This window comes from Anaeromyxobacter sp. SG66 (assembly GCF_022690805.1).
GTDB lineage: Bacteria > Myxococcota > Myxococcia > Myxococcales > Anaeromyxobacteraceae > Anaeromyxobacter > Anaeromyxobacter soli.
This window is the reverse complement of record NZ_JALCZC010000047.1, coordinates 13,082-32,242: the sequence shown is the minus strand read 5'-3', so window position 1 is coordinate 32,242 and position 19,161 is coordinate 13,082. Positions and strand designations below refer to the sequence as shown.

Genomic DNA, 19,161 nt, shown 5'->3' with positions numbered 1-19,161 from the left:
GCGGCCCTCGGCGTCGAGGACGAGCTCGGCCGGGTCGAGCGCGGGCTCGCGGCGCTGCGTGGCCAGCTCGCGGTCGAGGCCCGCGCGCTCGAGCGGCGCACGCGCCGTCTCGCCTCCGACGTGCGCGCGCTGCGGCTCCGACCGTGGGCGGACGCGACCGCCGGGCTCGAGCGCGCGGCGCGGGACGTCGCCGCCGCCCTCGGGCGCGAGGTGGAGCTCGCGGTCGGAGGAGAGGGGCTCGAGCTCGACCGCTCGGTCGTCGACGCGCTCCGTGAGCCGCTCGCCCAGCTCGTGCGAAACGCCGTGGACCACGGCATCGAGCCCGCCGAGGAGCGGCGCGCCGGCGGGAAGCCGGAGCGCGGGCGCATCGAGGTCGACGCGCGCATCGAGGGCGAGCGGGTGTTCGTGCGCGTCCGCGACGACGGCCGGGGGCTGGACCCGGAGCAGCTGCGCGACGAGGCTCGCCGCCGCGGCCTGCCCGTCCCCCCCGATCGCCGCCGGGCGCTCGAGCTCGTCTTCCTGCCCGGGCTGTCCACCGCCACCGCGGTGACGGAGCTCTCCGGCCGCGGGGTCGGCCTCGACGTCGTCGCGAGTGCCGTGCGCGCGATGCGCGGCTCGGTCGCGGTGACGTCAGCGCGCGGACGGGGGACCTGCTTCGAGCTCGCGGTGCCCACCACGCTCTACGGGCTGCGCGCGCTGCTCGCCCGCGACGCCGGCCAGAGCTTCGCGGTGCCGGCGCTGGACGTCGAGCGCGTGCTCCGGCTGCGCCCCGAGCTCCTCGCGACGAGCGGTGGGAGGACCGTGCTGCTCGCGGGCGAGCCGGTGCCCATCGCGCCGCTCGCCCACGCGCTGGGGCTCGCGTCGGGGCCGTGGCGCGCCGAGGACCGCCGCATGGCCGTGGTGATGGACGTGGCCGGGCAGCGCGCCGCGTTCGCGGTCGACGAGGTGCTCGCGGAGCGGGAGCTGTCGCTCGAGCCGCTCGGCGGGCGGCTCGCCGGGCTCCCCCTGGCGAGCGCGGTCGCGGCGCTGCCGGGTGGCGAGCTCGCGGTGGTCCTCGCGAGCCGCGAGCTCGTGGAGCGCTCCCACGCGGCCGCGGCGCTCGCGGCGGCGCCGGCCCGCGAGGCCGGGCCCGCGCGGCGGCGCGTCCTCCTCGCGGACGACGCCGCCACCACCCGCGCCCTCGCGCGGAGCATCCTCGAGGCCTCCGGGTACGACGTGACGACGGCGGCCGACGGAGAGCAGGCCTGGTCGCTCCTCCGGCAGCACGGGGCCGACGTCGTCGTGTCGGACGTGGAGATGCCCGGCATGAACGGCTTCGAGCTGACCCGGGCGATCCGGCAGAGCCCCCGGCTCGCCCGGGTCCCGGTCGTGCTGCTGACGGCCCTCGAGAGCGACGCCGACCGGCGGCGCGGCCTCGAGGCGGGCGCCGACGCATACCTCGTGAAGTCGACGTTCGACCAGCGCGTGCTCCTGGACACGCTCTCGGAGCTGCTCGAGGAGGTCCCATGATCCGGGTGGTGGTGGCGGACGACATGGAGGCGTCGCTCAGGCTCCTCGAGGCGATCTTCGCGCTCGAGCCGGGCTTCGAGATCGTCGGCCGGGCGCGGAACGGCGAGGAGGCCGTCGAGCTCACCCGGCGGCTGAAGCCGGACCTCGTCACGATGGACATCGAGATGCCGGTCATGAACGGCTTCGACGCGACGCTCCGGATCATGACCGAGCTCCCCACGCCGATCGTGGTCGTCTCGGGCCAGGACGTGAACTCCGTCGGGTTCGCGCTCAACGCGATGAAGGCCGGCGCGCTCGCGGTCGTGCCGAAGCCCCCCGCGCCCGGCGATCCCGACTTCGACGCGCAGGCGCGGCACCTCCTCACCATGGCCCGCGCGATGGCCGGGGTGAACCTCCTGCCGCGCGTCCAGTCCCCGCGGCCCGGCGCGGCCGCGCCCGAGGCGCGCCCGCAGCGCACGCGCGCGCGGGTGGTCGCCATCGCCGCGTCGACCGGCGGTCCGCCCGCGCTGTCGCGCATCCTCTCCGAGCTGCCGGCCGACTTCCGCGCGCCGCTCCTCGTCGTGCAGCACATCGCCGAGGGCTTCGCGGAGGGGCTCGCGAAGTGGCTCGGCGAGTCGTCTCCGCTCCGCGTGAAGGTCGGCGACGACGGCGAGCCGCTCGCGCCCGGGACGGTCTACCTCGCGCCGGATCGACGCCACCTCGGGGTGAAGGGCGACCGGATCGAGCTCTCCGACGCGCCGCCGATCGAGGGCTTCAAGCCCTCCGGGACCTACCTGTTCGAGTCGGTGGCGCGCTCGTTCGGCCCCGCCGCGCTCGGGCTCATCCTCACCGGCATGGGCCACGACGGCGTGAAGGGCCTCGCGACCCTCCATGCCGCGGGCGGCACCGTGGTCGCCCAGGACAAGGAGTCCTCGGTCATCTTCGGCATGAACGGCGAGGCCGTGCTGGGAGGCCTCACGGACGAGGTCCTCCCGCTCGACGCGCTCGCCTACCTGCTCATGCAGGCGGTGTAGGGGTAAAAAAAGAGAACGGCGCGTCCACGAGGACGCGCCGCTCTGGACTGCCACCGGAGCTCGACTACTTGCGGCGGTTGAACTTCTCCATCAGGTCGCCCAGCCGCGCGCGGCCGTCGCCCTGACGGCGCAGGTACTCGCGGTAGTCGTCCTCGCCGCCGTCGCGGTTGAGCTGCTTGATCGACAGCGCGACCTTGCGCTCGTGGAGGTCCATGTCGATGACCTTGACCTCGACCTCCTGGCCCTCGGTCACCACGTCGCGCGGGTTCTCGACGCGCTCGTCCTTCATCTCGGAGACGTGGACGAGGCCCTCGATGCCCGGCTCGATCTCGACGAACGCGCCGAAGTCGGTGACCTTCGTGACCTTGCCCTTCACGCGCGAGCCCACCGGGTGGCGCTCGGAGAGCGTCGTCCAGGGATCGACGTGGGCCTGCTTGATGCCGAGGCTGAAGCGCTCGTTCTCCACGTCGATGTTGAGCACCACCGCCTCGACCACGTCACCCTTCTTGAACTTGTCGCCCGGGTGCTTGATGCGCTCGGTCCACGAGATGTCGGACACGTGCACGAGGCCGTCGATCCCCTCCTCGACGCCGACGAACACGCCGAAGTCGGTGACGTTGCGGACCTCGCCGCGAATCGTAGTGCCGATGGGGTACTTGTCCTCGAGGAGCGTCCACGGGTTCGCCTCGATCTGCTTCATGCCGAGGCTGATCCGCTTCGCCTTCGGGTCGATGTCGAGCACGACCGCCTCGACCTGATCGCCCTGGTTGACGAGCTTCGAGGGGTGCTTCACGCGCTTCGTCCAGCTCATCTCGCTGACGTGGACGAGGCCCTCGACGCCCTGCTCGAGCTCGATGAACGCGCCGTAGTCGGTGAGCGAGACGACCTTGCCCTTGACGCGCGTGCCGACCGGATACTTCTCGTCGGCGCGGTGCCACGGGTCCTCCTGGATCTGCTTCAGGCCCAGGCTGACGCGCTCGGAGGCGGGGTCGAACTTGAGGACGACGACCCGGACCTCCTGGCCGACCTCGAACATCTCCGACGGGTGGCCGATGCGGCCCCAGCTCATGTCGGTGACGTGGAGGAGGCCGTCGATGCCGCCGAGGTCGATGAAGGCGCCGTAGTCGGTCAGGTTCTTCACCTGGCCCTTGAGGACCGCGCCCTCCTTCAGGTTCTTCAGGGTCTCCTTCTTGAGCTCCTCGCGCTCCTTCTCGAGGAGGACCCGGCGCGACAGGACGATGTTGCCGCGCTTCTTGTTGAACTTGATGACCTTGAACTTGAACTTCTCGCCGATCAGCTTGTCGAGGTTCCGGACCGGCCGGATGTCGACCTGCGAGCCGGGGAGGAACGCCTTCACGCCGATGTCGACGGAGAGGCCGCCCTTCACGCGTCCGACGATCACGCCCTCGACGAGCTCGTCGCGCTCGCACGCGGCGGAGATCTCGTCCCAGATGCGCATCTTGTCGGCCTTCTCCTTGGAGAGGACGACCATCCCGGTGTCGTTCTCCCGGGACTCGACGAGCACCTCGACCTTGTCGCCGACCTTGACGGCGGGCTCGCCGCCGGGCGCCGAGACGAACTCGGACATCGGCACCTGGCCCTCGGACTTGTAGCCGATGTCGATGACGGCATAGTCCTTCGAGAGCGCGATGACGGTGCCGGAAACGACCTTGCCCTCCTCGATGGGACCGGCCTGGGCCTCGCTCTGCGCGAAGAGCGTGGCGAAGTCCTCGGTCTCGATTTCGGGCGTACGGGGAGTCTGATTCTCCATTCGGAAAAGACCAACCTTTGTCGGGATCACGCCGGACCTGCGACTCTGGGTGAGCGGCTCAGGACCGCCCCGGCGTCAACCACAGCAAGCCCCCTGGTTCGTGTCGCGGCCGACGCCCCGGGGATCGAAGGCGCGCCGCGCGCCGGGAATACCCCGGCGTACATCGGGAATCTTGGAAGGCGCACGCTACACGCCCGAGATCACGGGGTCAAGGCGCGCCCTGCGGGCGGAGGGCGCGTAGCCAGCTCGCCACCCCCTCGACCACCCAGTCGGGCGTCGAGGCGCCGGCCGAGAGCCCGACCACCTGGCACCCGTCGAACCACTCCGGCCGGAGCTCGGCCTCGGTCTCCACGTGCCACGTGCGCGCCTGGATCTCGCGGCAGATCTCGGCGAGATGGCGCGTGTTCGCGCTGTTCTTGCCGCCGACGACCACCACCGCGTCCACCTCGCGGGCGAGCGAGCGGGCGTCCGCCTGCCGCTCCTCCGTGTCGTTGCAGATGGTGTTCACCGCCCGGACCTCCTTGTGCCGGAGGGCGAGCGCGCCCACGACCGCCTCGAAGTCCGCGCCGATGCAGGTGGTCTGCGCGATGACGGCGACCTTCTTCGCCGGGATCTCCGGGATGGGGCCGCCCGGCTTCACGACCGTGCAGGGGCCCTCGCTGAACGACACGACGCCCTTGATCTCGGCGTGGTTCGCGTCCCCGACGATGACGACGTGATACCCCTCGGCGCTGAGCTTCTGGGCCATCGCCTGCGGGTACTTCACGTAGGGGCAGGTGCCGTCCACGACCTCGAGCCCGCGCCCGTCCGCGCGCTCGAGCTCCTCCTTCACCGCGCCGTGCGTACGGACGACGACGGTGGTCCCGTCCGTCACCTCGCCGACGGCGTTGACGGTGCCGACGCCCTTCTCGCGGAAGCGCGCCACCGCCTGCGGGTTGTGGATGATGGGCCCGAGCGTCACGACGGGCCCGGAGGAGTGGTCGGCGACCTCCATCACCTTGTCGACGGTGCGGCGGACGCCCCAGCAGAAACCGGCGGTCTTGGCGATCTTCACTTCCACGCGGCGCTCTATATAACGCCCTCCTCCGCCGTGGCCAGCCTGCCGGGCCCCCGTCCCTCCCGGCACCGCCCCTCCCGCTACTCGGCGTCGTGGACGTGGAAATGCGCGTGCTCGGCGGAGCCGTGGCGGTGGGCGTGCCGGTGCGCCAGCCCGCTCCGCACGAGGAGCGCCTCGTCCCGGAGCAGCTCGGCCGGGGCGCCGTCGAAGAGGATCCCGCCGCCCGCCCGGTCGAGCAGGATCGCCCGGTCTCCCAGCTCCTCGACGACCGAGAGGTTGTGGGTCGTGGCGACGGTCGTCACGTCGAGCGCGGCGAGGAGCTCCACCACCCGCGCGGCGGCGGCGGGGTCGAGGTTCGCGGTGGCCTCGTCGAGGAGGAGCACCTTCGGATCGAGCGCGAGGACCGCGGCGAGCGCCACGCGCTTCTTCTCGCCGCCGGAGAGCTCGAACGGCGGGCGGTCCAGGAACGGCACGAGCTCGAGCGCCTCCGCCCAGCGGCGCACGCGCGCGTCCACGTCGAGGGCGCCGAGCTGGCGCGGACCGAACGCGAGCTCGTCCGCCACCGTGGGGTTGAACAGCATCGCGTCCACGTTCTGGAAGAGGAGCCCCACCTCGCTGCGGAACCGGCGCCGGAAGGTCGCGTCGTCGAGCGCCCGCGCCGTGAGCGGGATGCCGGCGTAGCGGAGCTCGCCCGCGGCGGGAAACGCGAGGCCGTCGAGCGCCCGGAGGAGCGTGGTCTTCCCGCAGCCGTTCACGCCGAGGAGGACGACCCGCTCGCCCGGCGCGACGGAGAGGGAGACGTCGCGGAGCACCGCCCGGCCGGAGAGCTCCAGGGTCACGTGGTCGAGCTGGAACGGCACTAGAACCCCCGGGAGCGCATGGCGTCGGAGACGTCGCGCGCGTTCTTCATGGAGAGCGCGAGGAGCGCGCCGGTGATCCCGCCCGCGCCCCGGACGACGTCGACCGGCCCGGGGCGGCGCAGCATGCGGCTCCTGAGGCCGAGGAGCGAGTCCGTCGCGAGCAGCCGGAGCGCGTGCACCTGCGCGAGCGTGAGGACGAGCAGCCGGCTCGCCGTCGGGAAGGGCGCGAGCGCGCGGAAGAGCTCGATCCGAGCGAGCGCGGAGAAGGTCACGAAGGCGATGAGCGCGGCGCGGAGCGCGAGCGCCACGAACGGCTCGGCGTCGGGCCAGCGGCCGGTGACGAGCCGGAGCCACCCCGCCGACGCGAGCGAGAGGAAGGCCGTGACCGGCACGACCGAGCGGAGGACGCGCCTCGCGGCGCGGAGCGCGCCCCGGCGGAGGAGCAGGAGCGCGAGGAGCGTCGCGAGCGACAGCCCGCGGAGGCCAGTCAGCGCCGACAGGCCGAAGACCGACGCCGCCCACAGGGCGAGGAGGAGCTGGCTGCGCCGCGGCTCAGAGCGCTTCACGGACCTTCGCCCTCCGCAGCACCGACAGTGCGAACAGCGTGTAGAGCCCCTCCGCGGGCCCGGTGACGGCGAGGCTCGGGATCATCATCGCCGCGAGCGTCACCGGCAGCGGGGTCGGGAAGTAGGCCGGCGAGAGCCGGTGCTGCAGCCCCAGGACGAGCGCCACCGCGAGGGTCGAGACCTGCACGGCGACCCAGGCGGCGACGAGCGCGGCGCCCCGCGGCGAGGCCCGCCGCAGCGCGAGGTGCACGAGCCAGCCGGCGAGCGGGCCGAGGAGCCCCATGGCGAGGGCGTTCACGCCGAGCACGGTGAAGCCGCCCGCGCCGAAGAAGAGCGCCTGCACGACGAGCACGAGCGACTCGCACACGAACGCGACGAGCGGGCCGTGCAGGATGGCGAGGAGCGTCACGCCCAGGAGGTGCGTGGAGGTGCCGCCCGGGAGCGGGATCATGATCGACTGGACGACGAACGCCACCGCGGTGAGCGCGCCGACCACAGGGAGCGAGTCCGCCGCGGAGCGGCCGAAGTGACGGCGCGCCGCCCACGCCCACAGCGGCGCCGAGACGGCCAGCGCGGGGAGCGTGAGCTGCGGGGAGACGAAGCCGTCGGGGACGTGCATCGCTAGCCGCTCGTGGATCTGCGCCGCGCGAGGAGGACGAGCGCGCCGAACACCGCCGCGATGACCGCCGCGCCGAGGAGCGGCCGCAGCACGAACGCCGCGCCGCCGCCCGCTCGCGCACCGCCCTGGGCGGCCGCCCCGGCCTGCGCGACCTCCACGGTCGTGTCGAGCCCGTGCCCGCCGGCCTCCACGACCTTCACGCGCCAGCGGCCGGGCGCGTCGGGGACGAACGCGAGCCAGCCTGCCCGATCCGTCCGGCCCGCCAGGTAGGCGGCTCCCGGCGTCGACGGCGAGAACACCTCGAACGGCGCGTCCGCGAGCGCCTCCCCGTCCGACTCGTACACCCGGACCGCCACCGCTCGCCCCCGCTCGACGTCGTGGAGGACCTCGTGCGCCCGCGCGCCGGCGGGCACGAGCCCGGCGAGGAGGAGGAGGACGGTGAAGCTCGAGCGCATGCGGTGTGCCTCTCCCTGGAGGCGGAGCTGTTCGCACGAATTCGTGGTTCGTAATACCGAGCACCCAACCGGGCGTCAAGCGCGCGATCTGCCACGAGCTTCGGCCCTCCCATCTCCGAGCGCACGGCCTCGAGGGGACGTCCTGCTCGGCCGCGAACGAAGCGTCACGCGAGCCGGGCACGCCCCTCCTTGCGCTGACTCCTCGGGCCCGCGCGACGCCCTCCCCGGCTCCCCTATGCTGCGGGGACCTCGCGCCCTCCGGAGGCACTCCCCATGAAGCTCGTCGCCGCCGCCCTGCTCGCCGTCGCCTCCCACGCGCTCGCGCTCGCGCAGGATCTCCCCGTGCGCGTGGTGACGCTCAGGTCTCCGGCGCTCGGCGAGGAGCGCACCGTGTACATCCTGACGCCGCCGGGCTACGAGCGCGGCGAGCGCCGGTATCCCGTCGTCTACTTCACGGATGGTGAGCGCACGCTGCCGCTCCTCGCGACGACGGCCCGCTTCCTCGCGAGCGCCGGCCGCATGCCCGAGGTGCTCCTCGTGGGCCTCGCACACCCCGACCGCGTCCGCGACCTGACGCCGACGCATGGGAAGCTCGAGCAGGGCGGAGGCGAGGAGGTCTCGTACGAGACGAGCGGCGGCGGGGAGCGCTTCCTCGCCTTCCTCGCGCAGGACCTCGTGCCCTGGGTGGACCGGAGCTACCGGACCGAGCCCCTGCGGATCCTGGCGGGCCACTCGTTCGGCGGGCTCTTCGCGCTGCACGCGATGGCCGCGCGGCCCGGCGTGTTCCAGGCGGCCATCGCCGCGAGCCCGACGCTCGGCTGGGACCGCGACCTCGCGGCGAGGGAGGTGCGCGACGCGCTCGGGCGCAAGGACGGCCTCTCCGGGACCATCGTCCTCACGGTGGGCGACGAGGGCCGGCTCGCCGCCGCCCGCTTCCAGGAGCTGAAGGGGCTCCTCGCCCGCGGTGGCGCGGTCCACCTGCGGGCGCTCCACCTCGCGGGCGAGGATCACGTCACGACGCCCTTCGCGAGCTACTACGCCGGCCTCGAGGAGGTGTTCGACGGGTGGTCGATGCCGGTGTCCCCCGAGGCGACGGGGCCGCGCGGCGGCGCCGCGGCGGTCGAGGCCCACTACCGCGCGCTCTCGCAGCGGCTCGGGTTCGCGGTCCCGCCGCCGGAGCGCGCGCTCGCGCTCTCGGGCCTGCAGCTCCTCTCCGAGGGCGACCGTGACGGCGCGGTCCGCACGCTGCGCCGGACCGTCGAGCTCTACCCGTCCTCGCCCCGCGCGCGGCACGCGCTCGGCCTGGCGCTCGAGCGGAGCGGCGAGCTCGAGGGCGCGCGCGACGCGTACCGGCGTGCCTGGGAGGCGGCGAAGGCGGCGGGCGCCCGGGATGCGCCGGCGTACGAGGCGAGCTACCACCGCGCGAGCGGCGCGACCGGCACCGGCCGGCGATCGCCAGCGAGCGCAGGCGACGCGGACGTCCAGACGGAGTCCCGCGATCGCTACGGCGGGTACGACCGGGAGTCGCGGTTCGACGGTGGAGGCTAGCGAACCCCTCAGCCCTTCTCGCCCTTGTCGCCGACGAACCTGTCTCGGTCGTCGCGGAAGAGGACGTTGAAGGTCGTGAGGGAACCGTAGCAGCGCGTCACGTACTGCTGCAGCTCGATCTTCTCCGCGTCGGAGAGCTTGTCGTTCGCGTTGACCTTCTGCTCGAGCACGCGCAGCCGATCGCGGATCATCACGATCTTGTGGAACAGCGAGTCGAGGGGGATCTCCTTCGGCTGGGTCTGCCCGTCGCCCGGCTTGAGGACCACGGTGCCGCCCTCCCAGCGCGGCGCGAGCCGGACGTCGGCCCCCTCCTCGCGCAGCGCCTCGCGGATCGCCTCGGCGAACTCCTCGCGGGTCATGTCGGTCAGCTCCTCGGGCCAGGGGGACTGCGGCGCGGACTGCGGGAAAGGACGGTGGTGAGCGGCGGCGGGCGCGAGCGGCGCGCGCTCGAGCGGCGCGCCGGGATCCGCGCCGCGGTGGACGAGCGGGCTCGACGGGCGCGGCGCGCGCCGGCGGAGCTGCGTCGGGGGCGGCGCGGTCGGGATGGCGGCGTCGCGGGAGAGGTAGCGCTCGCAGGCCGGCGCGGTGCCCGGGAAGTCTCCGGTGCGGACGCCGAGGCGGCAGGGGCCGATGGGGCCGCGGGCGTCCTCGAGGATGGGCCGCCAGAGCCGGCAGCTCCCGCACTCCTTCGGCCCGTACCTGCGCTCCTCGCTCACGCTCTGCTCCGCCCCTCCGCCTGGAGCCGCTCCTCGACCGCGCGCACCAGCGCGTCCACCACCGCGTCGAGCGGCACGCCGCTCGTGTCCACCACCCGCGCGTCGTCCGCCGGCCGGAGCGGCGCGATGGCACGCTCCGAGTCGTTCTTGTCGCGCCGGAGCTGATCCGCCAGCACCTCGTCGTACGTCGACGGGTCGCCCTTCGCGCCGAGCTCGGCGTGGCGCCGGCGCGCGCGCTCCTCCGCGGAGGCGGTGAGGAAGAACTTCACGTCCGCGTCGGGGAACACGACCGTCCCGATGTCCCGCCCCTCGAGCACGGCGCCCCGGTTCTCCGGCGCGCAGGCGAGGCGGCGCTGCAGCTCGAGGAGCCCGGCCCGCACGACCGGGCGCGCCGAGACCGCGCTCGCGCCGATGGACATGGGCGGCGTGCGGATCTCGACCGAGACGTCGTCCGCGCCGAGCAGGACGCGCTGGCCGCCGCCCGGCGAGGGGGCGAAGTGGATCTCGAGCTCGGGCAGGAGCGCGCCGAGCGCCGCGTCGTCCTCGAACGCGATCCCCCGGCGCGCCGCGGCCAGCGCGACCGTGCGGTAGATCGCGCCGGTGTCGACCATCGCGAAGCCGAGGCGGGAGGCCACCCGCCGCGCCGCGGTGGACTTCCCCGCGCCCGCGGGGCCGTCGATCGCCACGATGAACGGCCGGCCGGCGGTCACGCTGCGAGGATCCTCCCGAGCGCCGCGAGGCAGCGCTCGTTCTCGCGCCGGAGCCCCACGGTGATCCGCAGCGCGCTCGGGAACCCGTAGCCCGCCACCGGGCGCGCGATCACGCCCTCGCGCAGCAGCGCCTCGAAGAGCTCCTTGCCCGTCCGGCCAGGGAAGTCGGCGAGGACGAAGTTGCCCTGGGAGGGGACGACGGTCGCGCCGAGCGCCGCGAGGCCGCTCGCGAGGAGCGGCCGCTCCTCGAGGACGAGCGCGCGGCTCTTCGCGACGTGCGCGGTGTCCTGGAGCGCCGCGGCGCCGGCCGCCTGGGCGACGAGGCTCGTGTTGAACGGGGGCCGCACGCGGTCGACGTACTCCACCACCTCCGGCCGCGCGAGCCCGTAGCCGAGACGCATGCCGGCGAGGCCGTAGATCTTGGAGAAGGTCCGGAGCACCACGACGTTCGGGTACTTCCGCCGGAGCGCGAGCGCGTCCTGGAACCCGGGCGCGTCCACGTACTCGACGTACGCCTCGTCGAGCACGACGAGGGTGTCCTTCGGCACCGCGTCGAGGAACGGGGTGAGCTCCGCCTCCGTGAACCAGGTGCCCGTCGGGTTGTCGGGATTCGCGAGGAAGACGAGCTTCGTGCGGCGGGAGAGGAGCTTGCGGAGCGCGTCGAGATCGTAGTGGAAGCGCGCCTTCATCGGCGCCTCGACGAGCGTGCGGCCGTGCTCGTGCGCGGCGAGCTTGTACGCGACGAAGCTCTGGGCGCTCGTCAGGACCTCCTCGCCGTCGAGCACGAACGACCGGACGAGCAGCTCGATGAGCTCGTTGGACCCGTTCCCGACCATCACCTCCTCGGGCGGGACGCCGAGCTTCGCGGCGAGCGCGTTGCGGAGGACGTACGCGGAGCCGTCCGGGTAGAGGTGCACCTTCGCGCACGCCTCCCGCGCCGCCGCCAGGGCGAGGGGCGAGGGGCCGAGCGCGTTCTCGTTGGAGGCGAGCTTGGCGACGTTCGATACGCCGTACTCCCGCTCGACCTCCTCGATGGGCTTCCCGGGGACGTACGGCGTCAGCGAGGCGACGTGGGGCGGGACGAGAGGCATGGGGCGACGGTTATACCCGACGGCCCCCGCGCTCGCGAAGGCCCCGCGCTACTCCTCGGTCGTGAACACGCCCATCGCCCGGAACTTCTTGTAGCGATCGACGACGAGCTGCTCGGGGGAGAGCTTCTCGAGCTCCGCGAGGTGGCGTCGGATCGCGCCGCGCACGTTCTCGGCGGCGAGGTCGTGATCGCGGTGCGCGCCGCCCTCGGGCTCGGGGATGATCTCGTCGGTGATGCCGAAGCCCGCGAGGTCCTTCGCGGTGAGCTTCAGCGCCTCCGCCGACTTCTTGCCCTGGGTGGAGTCGCGGTAGAGGATCGAGCTGCAGCTCTCGGGCGAGATGACGTTGTACCAGGCGTACTGCAGCATCAGGATCCGGTTCGTCACGCCGAGCCCGAGCGCGCCGCCGGACGCGCCCTCGCCGATGACCACCGAGATCGACGGGACCGAGAGCGACGACATCACCTCGAGGTTCGTCGCGATGGCCTCGGCCTGGCCGCGCTCCTCCGCGCCGATGCCGGGGTACGCGCCGGGCGTGTCGATGAAGATGATGACCGGGCGGCGGAAGCGCTCGGCGAGATCGAAGAGCCGGCGCGCCTTGCGGTAGCCCTCGGGGCGCGGCATCCCGAAGTTCCGCAGCATGTTCTCCTTCGTGCCGCGGCCCTTCTGGTGCCCCATCACGAGCACCGGCTCGCCGTCGAAGCGCGCGAACCCGGCCACGATGGCGCGATCCGCGGCGAAGCGGCGGTCGCCCTCGAGCTCGAAGAAGTCCGTGAACAGCCGGCCGAGGTAGTCGAGCGTGTACGGCCGGTTCGGATGGCGCGCGAGCTGGACGGTCTGCCACGGCGAGAGCTCGCTGAAGATCTCGGCCTGGAGCCGCTTCGCCTTCTTCTCGAGCTTCTGGATCTCGTCGGTGAAGTCGACGCGGGCGCCGCCGGACAGCTCCTTCAGCTCGGCGATCTTGGACTCGAGCGCGATGAGCGGGCGCTCGAAGTCGAGGGCATGGGCTGGCTTCGTCACGTCGCGCCTTATAGCACGAGGCGGCCGGAGCGCACGGTCGAGGCGCTGGACTTCTCAGCCGTTTTCGACGCGCCGCGCCAAGACCTCGACGTCCACCGGCGGCGCGATCCACTCGACGCCGCGCTCGCGCCGGAGCCAGATGACCTGCCGGCGCGCGTAGCGGCGGTGCGCCACCTGCACGCGCCGGATCGCCTCCGCGAGCTCGAGCTCCCCGCGCACGCACGCGACCGCCTCGGCGTAGCCGATGGGCAGCTTCGCGGGGAGCGCACCGCCGGTGCGCGCCACGAGCGCGCGCGCCTCGTCGAGGATCCCGCCGGCGAACATCTCCACCACGCGCGCGTCGATCCGCGCGTGGAGCGCCGCGCGCGGAGGGTCGAGCGCGAGGAGCCGCGCCGCGTAGCGGTCCGGCTGGAACGCGTGCTCGGCGTGGAGCTCCGACGGCCTCCGCCCAGCGGCGGCGATCTCGAGCGCGCGCACGATCCGCACGAGGTCGTTCGGGCGGATCCGCGCCGCCGACTCGGGGTCGATCGCGGCGAGCCGCGCGTGCAGCGCCGGGCGGCCGAGCCGCGCGGCCTCCTCCTCGAGGCGCGCGCGGAGCGCGGGATCGCGGCCGGGCGCCGCGACCACGCCGTGGAGCAGGGCGCGCACGTAGAGCCCGGTGCCGCCCGCGACGATGGGGAGCCGGCCGCGCGCGGCGACGTCCGCGATGGCGGCGTCGGCGAGCGCCGCGAAGCGGGCCGCGTCCATCCCCTCCCCCGGCTCCACCACGTCGAGCAGGTGGTGGGGCGCGGCGGCACGCTCGGTGGGTGAAGGCTTGGCGGTGCCGACGTCGAGCCCGCGGTAGACCTGCTGCGAGTCCGCGTTCACGATCTCGCCGCCGAGGCGGCGCGCGAGGGCGACGGCGAGCGCGGTCTTCCCCGACGCCGTCGGCCCCGCGATGACGAGGAGGCGGATCACCTCACCCGCGCGACGAGGTCCGCGAGCGCGACCGGCGTCTCCTCGCGCGTCGCGAGGTCCTTCAGCTTCGCCTGGCCGGTCTGGACCTCGTTGCCGCCGAGGACGAGCGCGTAGCGCGCGCCGACCCGCTCCGCCTGCTTGAACTGCGCCTTCATCTTGCCGCCGCGCGGGTCGAGCTCGCAGGCGATCCCGGCGCGGCGCAGCTCCGCGGCGCGCCGGAGCGCCTCGCGCGCGCCCGCCTCGTCGGCGCTGACGAAGAACACGACCGGCTTGCGCTCGGGCGCGGCGCGGCCGGCCTTCTCGAGGATCATCGCGAGCCGCTCCTGGCCGAGCGCGAAGCCGATGCCCGGCGTGGGCGGCCCGCCCAGGGTCTCCACGAGCCCGTCGTAGCGGCCGCCGCCCGCCACCGCGGACTGCGAGCCGAGGGCGTCGGAGGTGAACTCGTAGGCGGTGCGGACGTAGTAGTCGAGACCGCGCACGAGGCGCGTGTCCACGGTGTAGCGGACGCCGAGCGCGTCGAGGCCGCTCTTCACGGCCTCGAAGTGGGCGGCGCACTCGGGGCAGAGCCGCTCGAGGAGCCGCGGCGCCGCGGCGAGCACGGGCTGGCAGCTCTCGACCTTGCAGTCGAGGACGCGCAGCGGGTTCCGCTCCATGCGCTCGTTGCAGTCGGCGCAGAGCTCGCCCTTGTGCGACCCGAGGTACGCGCGGAGGTCCTGGAGGTACGCCGGGCGGCAGCTCCGGTCGCCGACCGAGTTGAGCTTCAGCTCGGCGCGGACCCCGAGGCGGGCGAGGAAGTCGTCGAGGAGCGCGATCTGCTCGGCGTCGAGGAACGGCTCGGCGATCCCGAAGGCCTCGCAGCCGATCTGGTGGAACTGGCGGTAGCGGCCCTTCTGCGGCCGCTCGCGGCGGAACATCGGGCCCACGTAGAACCACTTCTGCGGGCCCTCGACGAACGCGCCGTGCTCGATGAACGCCCGCACCGTGCCGGCGGTGCCCTCGGGGCGCAGGGCGAGCAGGTCCTCGCCCTTGTCCTCGAAGACGTACATCTCCTTCTTCACGATGTCGGTCGCCTCGCCGACGCCGCGCGCGAACAGCTGCGCCGGCTCGACCACGGGGGTCCGCACCTCGCGGTACCCGTAGAGCGCGAACACCTCGCGCGCGATCGCCTCCATCTCCTGCCAGCGTGCCGCCTGGCCGGGCAGGAGGTCGTTCATCCCCTTGACGCCGTTGATCTTCGTCGCCATCGCCGCGTCTCTCTACCAGAAAAGGCTCAAGGGGGCCCACCGATCGGCTCTCCCACGCGCACCCGCGCGCCGGGCACGAGGCGGGCGTCGAGGCGCACGCGCCCCGGCTCGAAGAGCAGGATGACGGTCGAGCCCATCTCGAACGCGCCGAGCTCACCGCCCTTCTCGGCGGGCAGCGGCGAGGCGTAGTCGCGCGCGGCGGCGGTCGCCGCCTTGAGGTTCGTCACCGGGACGGTGGGGTCGTAGTAGGCGCGGACCCGGCCGACGACCGTCGCGCCCACCGCGACGACCGCGCAGGCGCCGAGCGGCGTCTCGAGGATCGTGACGAGCCGCTCGTTCACGGTGAAGAGGCCCGGCACGCTCCGGACCGACGCGGGGTTCACGGGCCAGAGCTGGCCCGGCACGTAGCGCCAGCCGGTGATCCTGCCGCCGAGCGGGAAGTGGATGCGGTGGTAGTCGCGCGGCGACAGGTAGACGGTCGTGTAGGCGCCGCCCTGGAGCCGCCGCGCGAGCGCCTCGTCGCCGACGAGCGCGCCCACGGAGTAGTCGATCCCCTTCGCCTGGACGAGCCGCCCGTCCGCCGCGGTGCCGGCCTCGGAGACGGCCCCGTCCACGGGCGAGACGACGACCGTGTCGCCGGGCGCGATGGGGCGGAGCCCGGGCCGGAGCGGCCGCGCGAAGAACTCGCCGAAGGTCCCGTAGACCTGGAGCTCCGGGCACTCGGACAGATCGATGCCGTAGCGCGCGGCGAACGCCCGCATGGCGGCGAGCCGCACCGACGCGGGCGCGTTCCAGCGCGTGAGCGCGCCGGCGAGGCGCGAGACGGTGTTCTTCGGCAGGAGCTTCAGGGCGGAGATGAAGAGCTTTTCGTTCATGCGGGCGCGGCAGTGTAAACCAACGCTCGGCCCGGGAGATCGCCGCGGCGCCCCGTTTTTGGCGCTGCGGCCGGGCGGACGGTGGGTGAGGCTGCAGGCCCGGAGGTGCACGATGGAGGCGATCCGCGCGGCGCGGGGGACGGGACTCTCCTGCAAGGGCTGGGTGCAGGAGGCCGCCCTGCGCATGCTGATGAACAACCTCGATCCCGAGGTGGCCGAGCGGCCCGAGGACCTCGTCGTGTACGGGGGGACCGGCAAGGCCGCGCGCGACTGGGACAGCTACCGGCGGATCGTCGCGAGCCTGCGGACCCTCGGCGACGACGAGACGCTCCTCGTCCAGAGCGGCAAGCCCGTGGGCGTCCTCGGCACGCACCCCGACGCGCCGCGCGTGCTCATCGCCAACTCGAACCTCGTCCCGCGCTTCGCCACCTGGGAGCACTTCTGGGACCTCGAGAAGCGCGGCCTCATCATGTACGGCCAGATGACCGCGGGGTCCTGGATCTACATCGGGACGCAGGGGATCCTGCAGGGCACCTACGAGACGTTCGCGCAGGCCGGGCGGACGCACTTCGGCACGGACGATCTCGCCGGCCGGCTCGTCCTCTCCGGCGGCCTCGGCGGGATGGGCGGCGCGCAGCCACTCGCGGCGACCATGCTGGGGGCGGCGTTCCTGGGCGTGGACGTGGATCCCGCGCGGATCGAGAAGCGGCTCGAGACCGGCTACCTCGACGCGCGCTCCGGAGATCTCGACGACGCGCTCCGGCGGCTCGAGGAGGCGCGCCGCGCGCGCCGGCCGCTCTCCATCGGCCTCGTGGGGAACGCCGCGACGGTCTTCGCGGAGCTCGCCCGGCGCGGGATCGCCCCGGACCTCGTCACCGACCAGACCTCGGCGCACGACCCGTTGAACGGCTACGTGCCCGCGGACGTGCCGCTCGCCGACGCGCCGGCGCTCCGGCGCCGCGATCCGCAGGGCTACGTCCGTCGCGCCCAGGAGTCGATGGCGCGGCAGGTCGAGGCGATGCTCGCCATGCGCGCCGCCGGGAGCCACGTCTTCGACTACGGCAACAACCTCCGCGCCGGCGCGCGCGAGGCCGGGCTCGCGGAGGCGTTCTCCTACCCCGGCTTCGTCCCCGCCTACATCCGGCCGATGTTCTGCGAGGGCAAGGGGCCGTTCCGGTGGGTGGCGCTCTCGGGCGACCCGGCCGACATCGCCCGCACCGACGCCGCCGTCGCCGCGCTCTTCCCGGAGAACGAGGGCCTCCGCCGCTGGCTCGACCTCGCCGCCCGCAAGGTGAAGTTCCAGGGGCTCCCGGCGCGCATCTGCTGGCTCGGCTACGGCGAGCGGGATCGGGCGGGCCTCGCGTTCAACGACCTCGTCCGGCGCGGCGAGGTGAAGGCGCCGATCGTCATCGGCCGGGACCACCTCGACTGCGGCTCGGTCGCGTCGCCGAACCGCGAGACCGAGGCCATGAAGGATGGCTCCGACGCCATCGCCGACTGGCCGATCCTGAACGCGCTCGTGAACGCGGTGAACGGCGCCTCGTGGGTGAGCTTCCACCACGGCGGTGGGGTGGGGATCGGCTGGTCCCTGCACGCCGGTCAGGTGGTGGTCGCCGACGGCACGGAGGCGGCGGGGCGCCGGGTCGAGCGAGTGCTCCGCAGCGATCCGGCGATGGGCGTGCTGCGGCACGCGGATGCGGGGTATGAGGAGGCGAGGGAGGTGGCGAGAGTACGGGGGGTGAAGATCCCCTGAGGAGGATCGGGCGCTCGACCTCGCCCTCGCCCCCGACCTCGCCCCCGACCCCGACCCGACCGATACCCCGACCTCGACCCCGACCGCCCCGCCCCCGATCGTGCCCCCTCGCAAACCGCTCCGCCCGAAGGCCTCCCTCGTCCTCCGCAACGCGGTCGTCGCCACCTGCGACGCCGGCGCCTCCGATCCTGGCCTCATCCCGGGCGCGGCCGTGGCGGTGGACGATCGGCGCATCGCCTTCGTCGGCCCGGAGCACGGGCTCGAGGCCGCGGTGGACCTCGACGGTGCGGAGGTCATCGACGCCGCCGGGGGGCTCGTCACCCCGGGGCTCGTGGACGCGCACACGCACCTCGTCTTCGCGGGCGAGCGGGCGGGCGAGTTCGCGCTGCGCTGCTCGGGCAAGAGCTACCTCTCGGTCGCGCTCTCCGGCGGCGGCATCGCGGTGACGACGCGGGCGACGCGGGCCGCGTCCGACGCCACGCTGCTCGAGACCGCGGTGGCCCGCGCCCGGCGCCTCCTCGCCCAGGGCGTCACCACCGTCGAGGTGAAGAGCGGCTACGGGCTCTCCACGGAGGACGAGCTCAGGCTCCTGCGGATCATCCACGACCTCGCGCACGCGCTGTGGGCGGAGGTGACCATCGTCCCGACCCTCCTCGCCCACGCCGTCCCGCCCGAGCGCGCGGGCGACCGGGACGCGTTCGTGCGCGAGCTGTGCGAGGTGCTCGTGCCCCGGGCGGCGCGCGAGCGGCTCGCGGAGCACGTGGACGTCTTCGCGGAGGAGGGCGCGTTCACGCTCGACGAGGCCCGCCGCATCCTGGACGCGGGCGCGCGCCACGGGCTCGTGACGCACGTGCACGCCGATCAGCTCACCGCCTCGGGCGGCGCCAGGCTCGCGGCCGAGCTCGCCTGCGCGAGCGCGGATCACCTGGAGGAGATCGACGACGAGGGGATCGCCGCCCTCGCCCGCGCCGACGTCGTGGCCGGGCTCCTCCCGCTCTCCACGCTCTTCCTCGGCTCGAGCCGCTACGCGCCGGCGCGCAAGCTCCTCTCGGCCGGCGTGCGCGTCGCGCTCGCGACGAACCTCAACCCGGGCAGCGCCATGAGCGAGAACGTCGGGCTCGCGCTCTCGCTCGCGTGCCTGCAGCTCCGGCTCAGCCCGGCGGAGGCGCTCGTCGCCTTCACCGCCGGTGGAGCGCGGGCGCTCCGGCGTCCGGACGCGGGGCGGCTCCGGCCCGGCGGCGACGCCGACCTCGTGCTGTGGGGCTGCGGCTCGCCCGAGCACCTCGCCTGGCACATGGCGGTGAACCACGCGCTCGTCGTGGTGAAGCGCGGGCGGGTCGTCCACACCGCGGCGCCGGGCGCGGCGGTCGACTGTCGCTGAGGATCGCGTGACCGGGAGA

Annotated in this window: 18 protein-coding genes; 5 read left to right on the top strand and 13 right to left on the bottom strand. The window is 73.8% G+C overall.

Annotated features, from left to right (window positions below; genetic code table 11):
- Positions 1-1,509, top strand: a 1,509-nt coding sequence (locus MNZ39_RS14065) for a response regulator (RefSeq protein ID WP_242339536.1), incomplete at its 5' end; no start/stop codon positions are given.
- Positions 1,506-2,522 (top strand): chemotaxis-specific protein-glutamate methyltransferase CheB, encoded by a 1,017-nt coding sequence (cheB, locus tag MNZ39_RS14060; RefSeq protein WP_242339534.1) that lies wholly within the window; start codon positions 1,506-1,508, stop codon positions 2,520-2,522. The genes MNZ39_RS14065 and cheB, both read left to right, overlap by 4 nt.
- A 64-nt stretch (positions 2,523-2,586) precedes the next feature.
- Here cheB and MNZ39_RS14055 read toward each other — a convergent pair whose 3' ends face one another.
- The 6 genes from MNZ39_RS14055 to MNZ39_RS14030 all read right to left on the bottom strand — a co-directional run bounded on the left by MNZ39_RS14055 (position 2,587) and on the right by MNZ39_RS14030 (position 7,850).
- Positions 2,587-4,293, bottom strand: a complete 1,707-nt coding sequence (locus MNZ39_RS14055) for a 30S ribosomal protein S1 (protein ID WP_242339532.1) — start codon at positions 4,291-4,293, stop codon at positions 2,587-2,589.
- A gap of 208 nt (positions 4,294-4,501) precedes the next feature.
- Entirely contained in the window at positions 4,502-5,353 is an 852-nt protein-coding gene (ispH, locus tag MNZ39_RS14050; RefSeq protein ID WP_242339530.1) for a 4-hydroxy-3-methylbut-2-enyl diphosphate reductase, read from the bottom strand.
- 77 nt (positions 5,354-5,430) lie between these two features.
- Positions 5,431-6,210 (bottom strand): energy-coupling factor ABC transporter ATP-binding protein, encoded by a 780-nt coding sequence (locus tag MNZ39_RS14045; RefSeq protein WP_242339527.1) that lies wholly within the window; start codon positions 6,208-6,210, stop codon positions 5,431-5,433.
- Positions 6,210-6,776, bottom strand: coding sequence for a hypothetical protein (locus MNZ39_RS14040; protein WP_242339525.1), 567 nt, complete (start codon positions 6,774-6,776; stop codon positions 6,210-6,212). The genes MNZ39_RS14045 and MNZ39_RS14040 overlap by 1 nt, the downstream gene beginning before the upstream one ends.
- Positions 6,763-7,395 (bottom strand): energy-coupling factor ABC transporter permease, encoded by a 633-nt coding sequence (locus MNZ39_RS14035; RefSeq protein WP_242339523.1) that lies wholly within the window; start codon positions 7,393-7,395, stop codon positions 6,763-6,765. The genes MNZ39_RS14040 and MNZ39_RS14035 overlap by 14 nt, the downstream gene beginning before the upstream one ends.
- A 2-nt stretch (positions 7,396-7,397) precedes the next feature.
- Positions 7,398-7,850, bottom strand: a complete 453-nt coding sequence (locus MNZ39_RS14030) for a hypothetical protein (protein ID WP_242339521.1) — start codon at positions 7,848-7,850, stop codon at positions 7,398-7,400.
- A gap of 273 nt (positions 7,851-8,123) precedes the next feature.
- Between MNZ39_RS14030 and MNZ39_RS14025 the strand changes: the two genes are divergently transcribed.
- Entirely contained in the window at positions 8,124-9,398 is a 1,275-nt protein-coding gene (locus MNZ39_RS14025; RefSeq protein ID WP_242339519.1) for an alpha/beta hydrolase, read from the top strand.
- 8 nt (positions 9,399-9,406) lie between these two features.
- Here the strand turns inward: MNZ39_RS14025 and MNZ39_RS14020 are convergent, their stop codons facing one another.
- The 7 genes from MNZ39_RS14020 to asd are packed head-to-tail and all read right to left on the bottom strand — an operon-like array spanning position 9,407 to position 16,008.
- Positions 9,407-10,114: a hypothetical protein gene (locus MNZ39_RS14020; RefSeq protein ID WP_242339518.1), complete on the bottom strand. Its 708-nt coding sequence runs from the start codon at positions 10,112-10,114 to the stop codon at positions 9,407-9,409.
- Positions 10,111-10,824: a (d)CMP kinase gene (gene cmk / locus MNZ39_RS14015; protein WP_242339516.1), complete on the bottom strand. Its 714-nt coding sequence runs from the start codon at positions 10,822-10,824 to the stop codon at positions 10,111-10,113. The genes MNZ39_RS14020 and cmk overlap by 4 nt, the downstream gene beginning before the upstream one ends.
- A complete protein-coding gene (gene hisC, locus MNZ39_RS14010) occupies positions 10,821-11,915 on the bottom strand; it encodes a histidinol-phosphate transaminase (protein WP_242339514.1) in 1,095 nt (364 codons plus the stop codon). Before hisC ends, cmk begins: the two co-directional genes overlap by 4 nt.
- A gap of 48 nt (positions 11,916-11,963) precedes the next feature.
- The gene (locus MNZ39_RS14005) at positions 11,964-12,932 is read right to left on the bottom strand and encodes an acetyl-CoA carboxylase carboxyltransferase subunit alpha (protein WP_242339512.1); all 969 of its coding nucleotides are present in this window, start codon (positions 12,930-12,932) and stop codon (positions 11,964-11,966) included.
- A gap of 54 nt (positions 12,933-12,986) precedes the next feature.
- Entirely contained in the window at positions 12,987-13,886 is a 900-nt protein-coding gene (gene miaA / locus MNZ39_RS14000; RefSeq protein WP_242339538.1) for a tRNA (adenosine(37)-N6)-dimethylallyltransferase MiaA, read from the bottom strand.
- Positions 13,886-15,133, bottom strand: a complete 1,248-nt coding sequence (gene hisS / locus MNZ39_RS13995) for a histidine--tRNA ligase (protein ID WP_242339509.1) — start codon at positions 15,131-15,133, stop codon at positions 13,886-13,888. Before hisS ends, miaA begins: the two co-directional genes overlap by 1 nt.
- A 26-nt stretch (positions 15,134-15,159) precedes the next feature.
- Positions 15,160-16,008: an archaetidylserine decarboxylase gene (gene asd / locus MNZ39_RS13990; protein ID WP_242339507.1), complete on the bottom strand. Its 849-nt coding sequence runs from the start codon at positions 16,006-16,008 to the stop codon at positions 15,160-15,162.
- 112 nt (positions 16,009-16,120) lie between these two features.
- Between asd and hutU the strand changes: the two genes are divergently transcribed.
- Together hutU and hutI are read left to right on the top strand one after the other, a co-directional pair.
- Positions 16,121-17,761 (top strand): urocanate hydratase, encoded by a 1,641-nt coding sequence (gene hutU, locus MNZ39_RS13985; RefSeq protein ID WP_242339505.1) that lies wholly within the window; start codon positions 16,121-16,123, stop codon positions 17,759-17,761.
- A 100-nt stretch (positions 17,762-17,861) separates the two neighbouring features.
- The gene (gene hutI, locus MNZ39_RS13980) at positions 17,862-19,142 is read left to right on the top strand and encodes an imidazolonepropionase (protein WP_242339503.1); all 1,281 of its coding nucleotides are present in this window, start codon (positions 17,862-17,864) and stop codon (positions 19,140-19,142) included.
- Positions 19,143-19,161: the final 19 nt, after the last annotated feature.